The sequence below is a fragment of the Streptomyces sp. NPDC057694 genome (assembly GCF_042799415.1).
In the GTDB taxonomy this organism is placed as follows: Bacteria; Actinomycetota; Actinomycetes; order Streptomycetales; family Streptomycetaceae; genus Streptomyces.
In genome coordinates, this window is sequence record NZ_JBHVIX010000017.1 from 1 (window position 1) to 12,763 (window position 12,763).

Annotated in this window: 13 protein-coding genes and 1 pseudogene; 7 read left to right on the plus strand and 7 right to left on the minus strand. The window is 71.5% G+C overall.

Annotated features, from left to right (window positions below; all coding sequences use genetic code 11):
* Positions 1-91 (minus strand): annotated as a pseudogene (locus ACFVDP_RS29765) (electron transfer flavoprotein subunit alpha/FixB family protein); the annotation flags it as partial.
* 24 nt (positions 92-115) lie between these two features.
* Positions 116-904, minus strand: coding sequence for an electron transfer flavoprotein subunit beta/FixA family protein (locus ACFVDP_RS29770; protein WP_383496228.1), 789 nt, complete (start codon positions 902-904; stop codon positions 116-118).
* Between the two features lie 130 nt (positions 905-1,034).
* Between ACFVDP_RS29770 and ACFVDP_RS29775 the strand changes: the two genes are divergently transcribed.
* Both ACFVDP_RS29775 and ACFVDP_RS29780 read left to right on the plus strand, forming a co-directional pair.
* Positions 1,035-1,748, plus strand: coding sequence for a TetR family transcriptional regulator (locus tag ACFVDP_RS29775; RefSeq protein ID WP_383496230.1), 714 nt, complete (start codon positions 1,035-1,037; stop codon positions 1,746-1,748).
* 144 nt (positions 1,749-1,892) lie between these two features.
* Positions 1,893-2,324: a Zn-ribbon domain-containing OB-fold protein gene (locus tag ACFVDP_RS29780; RefSeq protein ID WP_383496233.1), complete on the plus strand. Its 432-nt coding sequence runs from the start codon at positions 1,893-1,895 to the stop codon at positions 2,322-2,324.
* Positions 2,325-2,352: 28 nt separating this feature from the next.
* Here the strand turns inward: ACFVDP_RS29780 and ACFVDP_RS29785 are convergent, their stop codons facing one another.
* A complete protein-coding gene (locus ACFVDP_RS29785) occupies positions 2,353-3,303 on the minus strand; it encodes an alpha/beta fold hydrolase (protein WP_383496236.1) in 951 nt (316 codons plus the stop codon).
* Positions 3,304-3,528: 225 nt separating this feature from the next.
* Between ACFVDP_RS29785 and ACFVDP_RS29790 the strand changes: the two genes are divergently transcribed.
* Positions 3,529-4,551: an ROK family protein gene (locus tag ACFVDP_RS29790; RefSeq protein WP_383496238.1), complete on the plus strand. Its 1,023-nt coding sequence runs from the start codon at positions 3,529-3,531 to the stop codon at positions 4,549-4,551.
* On the opposite strand, the gene ACFVDP_RS29795 is transcribed toward ACFVDP_RS29790, so the two are convergent.
* Both ACFVDP_RS29795 and ACFVDP_RS29800 read right to left on the minus strand, forming a co-directional pair.
* Positions 4,533-5,585 carry a LacI family DNA-binding transcriptional regulator gene (locus tag ACFVDP_RS29795; RefSeq protein WP_383496241.1) on the minus strand — a complete coding sequence of 351 codons (1,053 nt, stop codon included), beginning with the start codon at positions 5,583-5,585 and terminating at the stop codon, positions 4,533-4,535. The two genes, ACFVDP_RS29790 and ACFVDP_RS29795, sit on opposite strands and share 19 nt — an antisense overlap.
* On the minus strand, positions 5,582-7,984 hold the full coding sequence (locus tag ACFVDP_RS29800; protein ID WP_383496244.1) for a glycoside hydrolase family 2 protein: 2,403 nt from the start codon (positions 7,982-7,984) through the stop codon (positions 5,582-5,584). Before ACFVDP_RS29800 ends, ACFVDP_RS29795 begins: the two co-directional genes overlap by 4 nt.
* Positions 7,985-8,238: 254 nt before the next feature.
* On the opposite strand from ACFVDP_RS29800, the gene ACFVDP_RS29805 reads away from it, so the two are divergent.
* A complete protein-coding gene (locus tag ACFVDP_RS29805) occupies positions 8,239-8,598 on the plus strand; it encodes a luciferase family protein (protein ID WP_383496247.1) in 360 nt (119 codons plus the stop codon).
* Positions 8,599-8,603: 5 nt separating this feature from the next.
* On the opposite strand, the gene ACFVDP_RS29810 is transcribed toward ACFVDP_RS29805, so the two are convergent.
* Positions 8,604-10,343 (minus strand): cation:proton antiporter, encoded by a 1,740-nt coding sequence (locus ACFVDP_RS29810; RefSeq protein WP_383496249.1) that lies wholly within the window; start codon positions 10,341-10,343, stop codon positions 8,604-8,606.
* 87 nt (positions 10,344-10,430) lie between these two features.
* Here ACFVDP_RS29810 and ACFVDP_RS29815 point away from each other — a divergent pair, with 87 nt between their 5' ends.
* The gene (locus ACFVDP_RS29815) at positions 10,431-11,006 is read left to right on the plus strand and encodes a dihydrofolate reductase family protein (RefSeq protein ID WP_383496660.1); all 576 of its coding nucleotides are present in this window, start codon (positions 10,431-10,433) and stop codon (positions 11,004-11,006) included.
* A gap of 97 nt (positions 11,007-11,103) precedes the next feature.
* On the plus strand, positions 11,104-11,475 hold the full coding sequence (locus ACFVDP_RS29820) for a helix-turn-helix domain-containing protein (protein WP_383496251.1): 372 nt from the start codon (positions 11,104-11,106) through the stop codon (positions 11,473-11,475).
* A gap of 39 nt (positions 11,476-11,514) precedes the next feature.
* Here ACFVDP_RS29820 and ACFVDP_RS29825 read toward each other — a convergent pair whose 3' ends face one another.
* Entirely contained in the window at positions 11,515-11,892 is a 378-nt protein-coding gene (locus ACFVDP_RS29825; RefSeq protein ID WP_383496254.1) for a DUF488 domain-containing protein, read from the minus strand.
* Between the two features lie 94 nt (positions 11,893-11,986).
* Between ACFVDP_RS29825 and ACFVDP_RS29830 the strand changes: the two genes are divergently transcribed.
* Positions 11,987-12,619 carry an HdeD family acid-resistance protein gene (locus tag ACFVDP_RS29830; protein WP_383496257.1) on the plus strand — a complete coding sequence of 211 codons (633 nt, stop codon included), beginning with the start codon at positions 11,987-11,989 and terminating at the stop codon, positions 12,617-12,619.
* Positions 12,620-12,763 lie beyond the last annotated feature (144 nt).

Here is a 12,763-nt window from a genome sequence, read left to right on the forward strand (position 1 = left end):
CACCGATCCGGCGGGCCAGCGTCAAAAGCTCCAGAGTGGGCTTGCGGACGGCACCGTCCACGTGGTCGACGTAGACCAGAACTTCAGCCATGAGATGGATCCAATTCCCGTTGTCTTAGATGAACTTCTGGCCGGCGAGGTACTCGGCGAGCTGCTTGCCGCCCTCGCCCTCGTCCTTCACGATCGTGCCCGCCGTACGCGCCGGACGCTCCGTCGCCGAGGCCACCGTCGTCCACGCACCCTCGAGACCGACCTCCTCCGCCTCCAGATCAAGGTCGGACAGGTCCCAGGACTGAACCGGCTTCTTCTTCGCCGCCATGATCCCCTTGAACGAGGGGTAACGCGCCTCACCCGACTGGTCCGTCACCGACACCACCGCCGGCAGCGCCGCCTCCAACTGCTCGCTGGCGGTGTCACCGTCCCGACGGCCCTTGACCGTGCCGCCCTCGACCGACACCTCCGACAGCAGCGTCACCTGTGCCACGCCCAGCCGCTCCGCGACCAGCGCCGGCACGATCCCCGCCGTACCGTCCGTGGACGCCATCCCGGAGACGACCAGGTCAAAACCGGCCTTCTCGATCGCCTTCGCCAAAACCAGCGACGTGCCGATCGCGTCCGTGCCGTGCAGATCGTCGTCCTCGACGTGAATCGCCTTGTCCGCACCCATCGACAACGCCTTGCGCAACGCGTCCTTGGCGTCCTCGGGACCCACCGTCAACACGGTGATCTCCACGTCGTCATCCGCATTCTCGGAAATCTGCAACGCCTGCTCGACCGCGTACTCGTCCAGCTCCGACAGCAGACCATCCACATCATCACGATCGACGGTCAGGTCATCGGCGAAATGCCGGTCGCCCGTGGCATCCGGCACGTACTTCACGGTGACAACGATCCTCAAGCTCACGCCGGCTCTCCTCGATCAGAGCGTCCTCGGACTGCCCAGTAAAGTTCTACTGCCGTCAACGTATGGCACTCAGTTCCCTCTGTAAAGGTACGTAGTGCCAAAGCGGGATGTTCGGTGTTACGTTCCCGGCATGAGCGAGGCGCGCGAGGTCACCGGTTCACGGAAGAAGGCACCCATGCGGGAGGTGCTGGCCGAGGCGGCGTTCCAGCTGTACCTGGAGCGCGGCTTCGAGCGGACGACCGTGGACGACATCGTCGCGCGCGCCGGGGTCGGGCGCCGGTCCTTCTTCCGCTACTTCCCGTCCAAGGAGGACGCGGTCTTCCCGGACCACGAGAGCTGCCTGGCCGACATGACCGCGTTCCTCGACGCGGCCGGCGACGACAGCGACGCGGTCGAGGTGGTGTGCGACGGGGCCCGCATCGTGCTGCGCATGTATGCCGCGAACCCCGAATTCTCCGTCCAGCGCTACCGGTTGACGCGCGAGGTACCCGGCCTGCGCACCTATGAACTGTCCGTCGTGCGCCGCTACGAGCGCACCCTCGCCGGCTATCTGCGCCACCGCTGGAGCGACGCCGAGGACGGCGCGCTGCGTGCGGAGGTCGTCGCCGCGTCCGTGGTCGCCGCGCACAACAACGGCCTGCGCTCCTGGCTCCGGTCGGGCGGCGAGGGGGACGCCGAAGCGGCAGTCGACCGGGCGCTCGGGCTCGTCCGGCGGATGTGGGGCGAGGCGGGGCAGGCGCCCGACGGCGCGGATGGCGACGAGGTCGTCGTCATGGTCGCCCCGAAGGGCGCTCCCATGTGGCGGGTCATCCAGCGGGTGGAATCGGCGCTCCGCGACGACTGATCCGGGCTCGGAGCCGCAGCCGGGCGCAGAAGAGGGTACTGGGTGTCTTTACCGTGCGGCACTCAGTGCCATACGATGCGAGAGGCGTCGTGGCCGCAGCCTCGGCGTACACCGGGCGAGCGCGGGAGGCCGACAATGTCGGAGATGGCAGAGCTGTTCGGAAGCCGGATCGGGGCCGGGACCGGGACGGGCGTGATGACACCGCCCGCGCAGCGGGAGCCTGCCGGTTTCGCCTACCAGCGGTGCAAGTGGTGCGCTTCGCCGTCGTTCCGGCGGCTGCTGTGCCCCGTGTGCGCGTCCAGCGACCTGGAGACGGAACACAGCGCGGGCCTCGGCATCGTCGTGCAGTCCCGGGTGGTGCACCGCGGCACCGGCGCGGCCCGTAACGAGTCGCTGGTCCGCTTCCCCGAGGGCTTCGTCGTCCCGTGCCGGATCGTGGGCACCGCACCCCATCTGGTGTGGGTGGGCGCCCCCGTGCGGCCCGCGCGGGGCACCGTCGTCGGCGCCACCGCCGGAGAGGTCGTCTTCGAACTCTGCGAGTACGGAACCGACGACGGGGACAGCCTGCGCCGCTGAGCGCCTGGCGCCGAGAAGATATCGACCGTCAGTCGAGCCCGGCGAGGAAGTCGAGCAGCGCGGTGTTCACTTCATCGGGCCGTTCCTGCTGGATCCAGTGTCCGGCGCCGTCGAGGACGACACGGCCGCGCAGATCGGTCAGCACACGTTCCATTTTGTCGTCCGGCATGAAGCGGGCGACCGGGTCCCGTGAGCCCGTGACGAACAGCGACGGGCAGTCGATCGTCCGGCCCGTCAGATGCTCCGTCAGCGTCCACGTGCGATCGAGGTTGCGGTAGTAGTTCAGCCCGCCGGTGAAGCCGTTTCGGGTGAACTCATCCACGTAGTAGGCGAGTTCGTCCTCGTTCAGCCAGCGCGGTGGTGGCAGCTCCTCATCGGGGCGGGCCGCCCACGCGGCCGAGTAGATCTCCCGGGTGACGAGCGTGCGGCGCACGTTCCGCGCGAGCGCCCGGTCGGCCGTCCCCGGCTCCTGGAACCACACGATGTAGAAGTCGTCGCCGTTCCGCTTGCGCAGCAGGGGGACCGGCGGCACGGGGGAGCGGGGCGTGGCCGGCACGCTCATCCCCGCGACGGCCCGCACCCGCTCCGGGTACGCCGTCGCCATCTGCCAGACGACGATCGCTCCCCAGTCGTGGCCCACGAACACGGCGTCGTCCGCGCCCTCCGCGTCGAGCAGCCCGGCGAGATCCGCGCACAGGGTCAGTGCGTCGTACGCGTCCGCGTCCGCCGGGCGGGAACTGCCGCCGTAGCCGCGCATGTCCGGGGCCAGCACCCGATAGCCCGCCGCGGCCAGCGCCCGCACCTGGTGCCGCCACGAGAACGCCAGCTCGGGGAAGCCGTGGCAGAGCACGACCAGCGGCCGGTCCGTGTCCCCGTCGGTGTCGGGGCCCTGCTCGAAGACCCGCAACGTGATGCCGTTCGTCTCGACGTCCCGCACCGCGACGTCCTCCCACCCGGCCACCGGCGATGGTGTGGGCATGTGCGCGACCCCCTTCTTGTAGGCGTGTCTTGTAGGCGTGCTCGATCAAGTGAGCCGAGTCGATGAAAGTGAAGTTGATGAGGCCCACCCGGCACAAGGGCCGCCTTCCCCGGCCTCACCCGGCGGAACCGGCCCGAACGACTGAAGCGGTTAAGTATCCTGCGCGGGCAACGTTGTCGGTGCGGCGGTCGCCGGCCGGCGGCCGTACGGAATCGGGGAGGGCCCATGTACGCGGCACTGGACATCGGCGGGACGAAGATCGCGGGAGCCCTGGTCGACGCGGAGGGGCGCGTGGTGCATCGCGTCCAGCACCCCACGCCCGCGCGGGAGTCGGCGCGTGCGCTCATGGACGCCGTCGAATCGGTCCTCGACGCGCTGGCCCAGGACGCGCGGTGGAGCGAGATCCGCGGGCTCGGGATCGCGAGCGCCGGGCCCGTCGACACCGTCGCGGGCACCGTGAGCCCGGTCAACATACCCGCGTGGCGCGCCTTCCCGCTGGTGGCCGAAGTGCGGGCGCACCCGGAGGTGTTCGCCGGGATCGAGCCCGTACTGATCGGTGACGCCGTCGCGATGGCCGCCGCCGAACACTGGCAGGGCGCGGCACGGGGATACGACAACGCCCTGTGCATGGTGGTCTCCACCGGCGTCGGCGGCGGCCTGATCCTCAAGGGCCGCCTGTTCCCCGGGCGTTCGGGCAACGCCGGGCACATCGGCCACATCAGCGTCGACCTCGACGGATCGGTGTGCCCGTGCGGGGCGCGCGGCTGCGTCGAGGGTCTGGCCGGCGGGCCCGCGATCGCCCGGCAGGCACGGGAGGCCGGCTGGACACCGCCGCACGGCGACGCCCCGACCGCCGAGGCCGTCGCCGCCGACGCCCACCGGGGCGACCCCCGCGCACTGGCCGCCTTCGAACGGGCCGGGCAGGCCCTCGCCGCCGCGATCGCCGCGACCGCCGCCCTGGTCGAGATCGACGTGGCGGTCATCGGCGGCGGAGTGGCACAGGCCGGCGAGGTCCTGTTCGCGCCCCTTCGACAGCACTTGGGCGATTACGCGGTACTGGACTTCGTGCGGGGACTTGAGGTGCGCGCCGCCGTGCTCGCGCAGGACGCCGGCCTCGTCGGCGCCGCGGCTGCCGCCCGCGCGCTGCCGCACAGCGCTCCCGTAGCCGGAGCACCCGTAGCCGGAGCCCCGGCCGCCGACGGGGCCGACCGTCGGGACACGAAACCGGTTCAGCTCGAAGGGGCCTGAGACGGCTGTCGCGGGGCCCCCGTCGACGCCCGCGGCGTCAGCGACGGCGTCGACACCGGACGCGACACGACCGTACGGCCCTCGATCACGTCGAACAGCGTCCGGGCCACGTCCGCGCCGAACCCGTGCACGTCATGGCTCATCGCCGACAGCGTGGGATGCGTCAGACGGCACAGCTGCGAGTCGTCCCAGGCGAGCAGCGACAGCTCGTCCGGGACCCGCAGGCCCAGCTCGGCGGCGACGCCGAGACCGGCCACCGCCATGATGTCGTTGTCGAAGACCACGGCGGTCGGCCGCTCGGGGCGCAGCAGCAGGGAGCGCGTCGCCCGCGCCCCCTCCTCGCCGGAGAACCCGGTCGCCACCTGAAGACAGGGATCCAGGCCCAGTTCGGCCGCGGTCGCCTCGAACGCCCGCCGGCGGATCACGCTGTGTCCGAGACCGTCCGGGCCGCCCACCCGGGCGATCCGGCGGTGGCCCAGCGCCGCGAGATACCGCACGGCCTCCGCGACCGCCGTGGCGTCGTCCGTCCACACCGACGGGAGCCCGCCGGTCAGATCCGGGTGACCGACCGCGACCGCCGGCAGGCCGAGCCGGGTGAGCGGCTCGACCCGCGGATCGTCCTCGTGGAAGTCGACCAGCACGGACCCGCCGACCTGCCGCTCGCGCCACCACGTCTCCTGGAGTGCGATCTCCTCCTCCAGGCTGTTCACCAGCCGCAGTAGCAAGGAGCAGGACCGCTCGGCGAGGACGCTCTCGATGCCCGAGACGAACTCCATGTAGAACGGTTCGTGCCCGAGCAGCCGGGCCGGACGGCAGAGGGCCAGTCCGACCGTGTCGGTGCGCCGTCTGGAGAGGCTGCGGGCCGAGGAGTCGGGGGCCCAGCCCAGCTCCCGGGCCATGGCGAAGATCCGCTCGCGGGTGCCCTCGGACAGGCCGGGCTTGTGGTTGAACGCGATCGACACCGCGCCCTTTGACACCCCGGCGGCGGCCGCGACGTCCTTGATGGTGACGCGCCGCGCGGGCGGGGTGCTCACGCGGGTTCCACACAGAACAGGGCCGCACGGATCGCGTCGGTCCCCGCGTCCGGAGCGCCGTGCAGCCGGATCCGGGTCCGCTCGCCGGGCAGCAGCGTGAGCAGGCCGCGGTCGGCGTGGGCGTGCGGGGAGAGCCGGTCCGCCTGCAGCAGCAGATCCCGGACGAGCGTGTCCGCGCTCACCACGACATCGAGGATGTCCCCGCTCCCGTCGACCCTCTCCACGGCGACATCGAAGCGCGGTCGCGGGTAGGCGAACTCGCGGTCCCGCACGGGGAAGTGCACGGCCCGCAACTCACCGGCGTCGGCCACCAGATACTCCTTCGCGGAGCCGTCGGCGGGCACCGCCTCCGGTGGCACCGGCAGCCGCAGCACCTCGCGCGGCGGCGCGGTCGCGCCGAGCGTCACCCGGGCGGTCTCGGTGCCGTCCGCGCGCATCAGGCGCAGCGTCACCTCGCACGTCCACGGCTCGGATCCCTGATTCGCCAGGACCAGCACCGGCCCGTCGGCGCCCGGCTGGAGGGTGAGCAGCCGGTCCGCGTAGACGCGGCGCAGCTCGTGGTGGAGCGGCTTGAGCCGGCCGTCGCCGTCGATCGCCGACCAGGAACTGACCGGCCAGCAGTCGTTGATCTGCCAGACGATCGTGCCGGCGCAGCGCGGCCAGTGGGACCGCCAGTGCTCGATGCCGGTGGCGATCGCGCGGGCCTGGACCACCTGCGCGAGATAGTGCCAGCGGTCGAAGTCGCCCTCGGGCAGCGCGAAATGGCGTGCGATGCCGCGGTTCAGCTTGCCGTTGCCGTCCGCCGCCTTCTGGTGGTGCAGCATGCCGGGGGAGTCCGGGGCGAGCCGCTCGCCGGGCAGGGCGCGGCGCAGCGTGGCCAGCGTCGGCGGCGCCTGCCAGCCGAACTCGGAGACGAAGCGGGGCACTTCGGCGCGGTACTCGGTGTAGTCCTGCCGGTTCCACACGTCCCACGAGTGGTGCGTGCCGTGGCCGGGGTCGTTGGGGTGGTGGTCCCACGAGCCGGACCACGGACTGCCCGCCGAGTACGCGCGCGTGGGGTCCAGCTCGGCGACCACGCGGGGGAGCAGACCGAGGTAGTAGCCCTCGCCCCAGGAGTCCCCGGCGAGTTCGTCCTCCCAGCCCCAGTCCCTGAACCCCCACAGGTTCTCATTGTTGCCGTTCCACAGCACGAGGCTGGGGTGCGGCATCAGCCGTACGACGTTGTCCCGCGCCTCGGCCTCCACCTCGCCGCGCAGCGGCTGCTCCTCCGGGTAGGCGGAACAGGCGAAGAGGAAGTCCTGCCAGACCATCAGGCCCAGCTCGTCGCACGTGTCGTAGAAGGCGTCGTCCTCGTAGATGCCGCCGCCCCACACGCGGACCAGGTCGACGTTCGCGTCGGCGGTCTGCTCCAGGCGGGTGCGGTAGCGCTCGGGCGTGATCCGGGAGGGCAGCACGTCGTCGGGGATCCAGTTCACACCCCGTACGAAGATCCGCTCGCCGTTGACGACGAAGGTGAACCCGGTGCCGTGCTCGTCGGCGCCGCGATCCAGCTCGACGGTCCGGAACCCGACCCGGCGCTGCCAGGTGTCCAGCCGTCCCGACTCGTCGGACAGCGTCAACTCGACCTCGTACAGCGGCTGTTCCCCGTGTCCGCGCGGCCACCACAGCCGCACGTCGGGGACGTCGGCCACGACCGTGACCGTGTCGCCCTCGGCGGTGGCAAGCGCCGTGACCCCTGCCACCGTGGCCTGCGCGGTCAGTGTCCGGTCGGCTCCCGTCGCGGTGCGCTCCACGTCGACGCGCAGCTCCACCCGTCCGCGCGTCCCGTCGACGGTCACCAGCGGCCGCACCCGGGCGATCCGCGCCGTCGACCAGTGTTCGAGCCGGACCGGCCGCCACATCCCGGCCGTGACCACGGTCGGCCCCCAGTCCCAGCCGAAGCTGCACGCCATCTTGCGGACGTACTGGAACGGCTCGGGATAGACGTTCGGCCGCGCCCCGGTCAACTCCCGTACGGCATGAGCTTCTTCGTACGCAGAGCCGAACGTGACGCTCAACTCGCCGGAGCGGTCCGTGACATCGAAGCGGTAGCCGCGGTGCATGTTCCGTGTGCGGCCCAACTCCGCCCCGTCCAGCTCGATCCGCGCCACCGTGTCCAGCCCGTCGAAGACGAGGTCCGTGCGCTCATGCCCGTCCTCCTGCGGCCGCAGGTCACGGGTGTACGTCCATGAGCGGCGGCCCACCCAGTCGATCTCCCGCTCGTTGAGCCCGATGAACGGGTCCGGGATCAGCCCGGCCGCCAGCAGGTCACCGTGCACACAGCCGGGGACCTCGGCGGGCAGCCGCACCCCGTCGTGCGCGAGGTGCCAGCCCTCGCCGAGCTGGGTGATGTCCTTCATGGTGCGGCTCCAATCGAACGGGGCCCGGAGTTCGTGGCGGACGCCCGTCAACCTAGCCCCCGCGCGATGAACCGGTCTAGTCCACTTCGCGGACATTGATCGAGGCATGCTCCCGGAGGCGTGGCTCGACCGGTTCACGGGCGGCCGGAATGGCGCCGGCCGCCCGGAGCGCGACCACGTCACGACAAGTAGCCGGGGAACACGAGGGTTGATGGGGCTGGTCCTCCAGGTGAAGGGTGCGCAAGGATGGAGGTATGACCGCGGCCCAGCGCGCCATGTCCGAACTGGGGACATGGCCGAACCTGGTAAGTGGTCCGCCCCGGTGCTCGGTTGGGCACGCCTTCGTCGCGGCGGGCCACGAACTCATCCATTTCCACGCCGATGACTGCGCCGATCTGTACCTGACCTCGTCGGCGGTGCAGCGGCTTCTGCCCCAGCTGCGGCACAGCAGTGCGATCCGGGTGCAGCCGGGCGACTCCTGGATCACCGTCCTCCTGGAGTGCGACACGGACGTCCACCTGCTGCTCAGCCTGGTGAGCGTCGCGCTCAAGGAGCACGACGCCCACGCGTGCCCGTCCCCGCCCTGCGACTGGGAGCGGCCCCAAGCCTCGTAAGGCTCTCAGTCCTCGAAGCGGTCGCCGAACTGCTCCAGGCGTGCCTCCTCCAGGTCCAGGACGTGCTGGGCGCCTTGGAGCGCGCGGGAACTGTACGAGCCACGGGTGCGTGCGGCGAGCAGGGCGTCGCGTTCCGCCGAGACGACCTGCAACCGGAGCCGGAGATAGACGAGGTGGGCGTCGTCGATGCCCCGGAGCGCCTCGGCGGCCTTCTTCCGGTCCTCGTCCATGTCCGCGTCGCGCGGCCGGATCAGACTGTCCTGCCGCACTCGGTCGAGCAGCTCGGGCGGGGCGGAGCCGTCCTCCTCCGCCGCGTCGAGCGAGGTGAGCGCCGCGTCGGACATCTCGCCGATCAGCCGGCCGTACTCCTCGCGCAGCCGCTGCGGGTCGTCACCGGGGATACGGACGGTGCGGATCACGGCCGGCAGCGACAGCCCTTGCAGCAGCAGCGTCGTGACGGCCACGACGAACGCGATGACGATCAACTGGGCGCGGTACTCGGTGTCCTCGGGCAGCGTCTGCGCGGCCGCCACCGTGATCGCGCCCCGCATCCCCGACCAGGCGAGCACCACGCCGCCCTGCCAGCCGAGCGTCTCGGTGAGCCGGAAGTCGATGTCGGCGCTCGTGCGCTGCACGCGGCGCTCGATGTGGGCCTTCTTGCGCGGGGTGAACCGTTCACTCAGCTCGAAGGTGTCGATCCGCTCCTGCATCCGCTCGATCAGCGGCTTCGAGGCGGCGGCCTTGCGGGCGTCCCGCCGCACCAACGCCACCAGCGGCACCACGAACACCATCCGTACGACGATGACGAGACCGGTGAGGGCCAGGCCGTAGAGGATGACGCGGCCCGCGCCGAGCCCGTTGTCGTGGGCGTGCGCCTCGTCGAGCAGTGTCTTCAGGCCGAGCCCCATCAGCAGGAAGATCGAGCTTTCCAGGAGGAAGGCGAGGGTGCGCCAGTTCATCGCCTCGCCGATCCGGTCCTGGGCGCGCAGCAGCCGCGGGCTCAGATGCCCCGTCACCAGACCGCAGACGACGACCGCGAGCACGCCCGACGCGTCGAACTCCTCGGCGGGCACGTACGCCACGAACGGCACGACGAACGAGATCGCCGTGTTGAGGACGGTGTCGTCGAGGAGCGCGCGCACCCGTACGTTGACCAGGCCGACGACCACCCCCACCACGACCGCCAGCGCGACCGAGAACAGGAACTGCCCGGCGACGCCCCACAGCGACACCGCACCGGCCATCGCCGCGACCGCCGAGCGCAGCAGCACCAGGGCGGAGGCGTCGTTGACCAGGCCCTCGCCCTCCAGGAGTGTCAGCAGACGCGACGGCAGGCCGAGTTTGCGGCCCACCGATGTCGCGGCGACCGCGTCCGTGGGACTGATCACCGCGCCGAGCGCGAACGCGGCGGGCCACCCGATGTCGGGCATCAGCAGATGCAGCAGCCAGCCGGCCCCCAGCGTGGACACCGCGACGAGCAGCACCGCGAGCCCGCCGATGGCCTTGATGTCGCGCCGGAAGTCCTGCGCGGGCATGTTCACGGCCGAGGAGTACAGCAGCGGTGGCAGGACGCCCGCGAGGACCCAGTCGGGATCCAGCTGCACCACCGGCACACCTGGGACGAAGCTCAGGGCGATGCCCACCACGACCAGGCTGAGCGGTGCGGCGAGCCCGAGGCGCTGCGAGAACGCGGCGACGGCCACGATGCTCGCGACGCCGACGACGGCGATCAGGGTCACTTCCATGGCGGCCTCGTGGTGGACTGTGCAGTCTGGTGCATGCGGGCCATTGTGTCCGCGCCGGTGCCGGACGAGGCGAGAGACGAGGCCGAGATGCGCAAGATCGTCCTGATGATGGCCGTATCGCTGGACGGGTACATGGAGGGCCCGGGCCGGGACATCGGCTGGCACCGGGTGGACGGCCCGCTCCACCAGCACATGAACGACGTGCTGCGCCCCATGGGCGGCTTCCTCAGCGGCCGCGTCACCCACGAGCTGATGGCGGACTACTGGCCCGCCGCCGATGCCGACCCCGACGCCGACCCGGTCGAGGCCGAGTTCGCGGAGATCTGGCGCGAGAAACCGAAAATCGTCTTCTCGCGCACGCTGAAGCCCGGTCCCGCCCCGTGGCACACCACCGTCGTCCCCGAGGTGTCCCCGGCCGCCGTCCGCGCCCTCAAGGAGGAGCCCGGCGGCGATCTCACCCTCGGCGGCGCCGACCTGGCCGCCACCTTCCTGGAACACGACCTGGTCGACGAATTCCGGATCTACGTCCACCCCGTCCTGATCGGCGCGGGCAAACGCGTGTTCCCGGCCGGACCTTTCGCCCCCTCACCCCTGCGCCTCGTGGAGACCCGCGCCTTCGACAACGGCGTGGTCCTGCTGCGCCACGAACGGGCCGTCGAGTGAGCCGGGGGTCACGGCGCCGGGCTGCTGCCGCGGCGGGCGAATATCGCTGTGGGTGAAGTTCGCCGTTCCCGCGGGTGGCCGCACCTAGGCTGGTGCGATGAGCGCCCATGAGACCCGCAGCCCCCGAGCCGCCCTCGCCCCCGAGCCGCTGTGGCGGCATGTCGTAGGAGACGTGCTGCGCCGCCGCCGGCGTGCCCAGGGACGCACCTTGCAGGACGTGGCCGACACCGCCGGGATCTCCATGCCCTACCTCTCCGAAGTGGAGCGCGGCCGCAAGGAGGCCTCCTCGGAGATGCTCGCCGCCGTGGCCGGGGCGCTCGGCCTCGGCCTGGTCGACGTACTGGCGCTCGCACAGGGCGAGTTGGCGCGCGCGGCCCAGGTGCGCCGCACCGTCTCCGTCACGGCGGCGGTCTCCGTGCGCGGCGCGGGCGCGGCCCAGGGGCGCGGCACGGTCTGCCTGGCGGCCTGAGACCCGGGCCGCGCACCCGATGCCGTCCCGGCCGGGCACTCAGTCGCCGCGCAAGTGGCGCACGAGGACCGGGACATGGCTGTGCTCGATCTCCTTGACCGAGGTCACCAGCGTGACCCGGCCCCGCCGGGCCAGCTCCCGCACATGGGCCACGAGCCCGGCGCGGACCGGATCGGCCAGCTCGGCGTCGTAGCGTACGGCGAAGGCGTCGTAGCGTCCGGCGCGGTCCTCGTGGTACCAGGTCCGCAGTTCCTTGGACGGAGCGATGTCCCGCAGCCACTCGTCGACGGCGGCCCGCTCCTTGGAGATTCCGCGCGGCCACAGCCGGTCGACCAGCAGACGGGTGCCGTCGGCCGGGGCGGGCGGGTCATAGACACGGCGTACGGCGATGCGGTCCGGCTGTGCGTGGGTGCTCATGGGGCCATTGTCGGGCGACGCCGCCCGGCCGGCGCGTTCCCACGTTCGGCGCACCCCGATGGCCGAACACCGTGGGATGTGCGAAGAGTCGGACATGACCCAAGCACCGTACGACCCTCAGGCCCCGCACCAGACGCCCGCCGACGGCGGCGGACCGTCCGGCGATCAGGGCCCGCTCGGCAGGCTCGCGCAGAACGCGTGGCAGGCCGTGCTGCTCATGGGCGTCGCCTCCCTCGTCCTCGGCGTCCTCGTCCTGGTCTGGCCGGGCGCCTCGCTGTGGGCGGCGGGCGTTCTGTTCGGCATCTACCTCGTGGTCAGCGGCGTCTTCCAACTGGTGTCCGCGTTCGGTTCGCACGTCACCACCGGACTGCGGATCGTGGCCTTCATCAGCGGCGCCGTGTCCGTGCTGCTGGGCCTCTTCTGTTTCCGCGGGGCCATGCAGTCGACCTTGCTGCTCGCGCTGTGGATCGGCATCGGATGGCTGTTCCGCGGCATCACCCAGACCGTCGCCGCGGCCTCCGACCGGACCGTGCCCGCGCGCGGCTGGCAGATCTTCCTCGGCGTGGTCACCGCCCTGGCCGGAATCGTCCTGATCGACTCGCCGTTCGAGTCGGTCGCGGTGCTCACGCTGGTCGGCGGTCTGTGGCTGCTCGTGGTCGGTGTGGTCGAGATCGTCACGGCGTTCGCCGTGCGCGGCAGGGCGAAGAAGATTCCCCACGGGGTGTGAACGGCCGGTGGTCCCGCCGCGAAGAGCGGGGGGGACACCCGGGGGGGGGGGGAGGGGGGCCGCCTTCCCCCACCAAAAGTCCCCCCCTCCCCCCCCTCAAAAACACCCTACACCGGAAACGGTAGGGGGACACGGGAGGGAAAA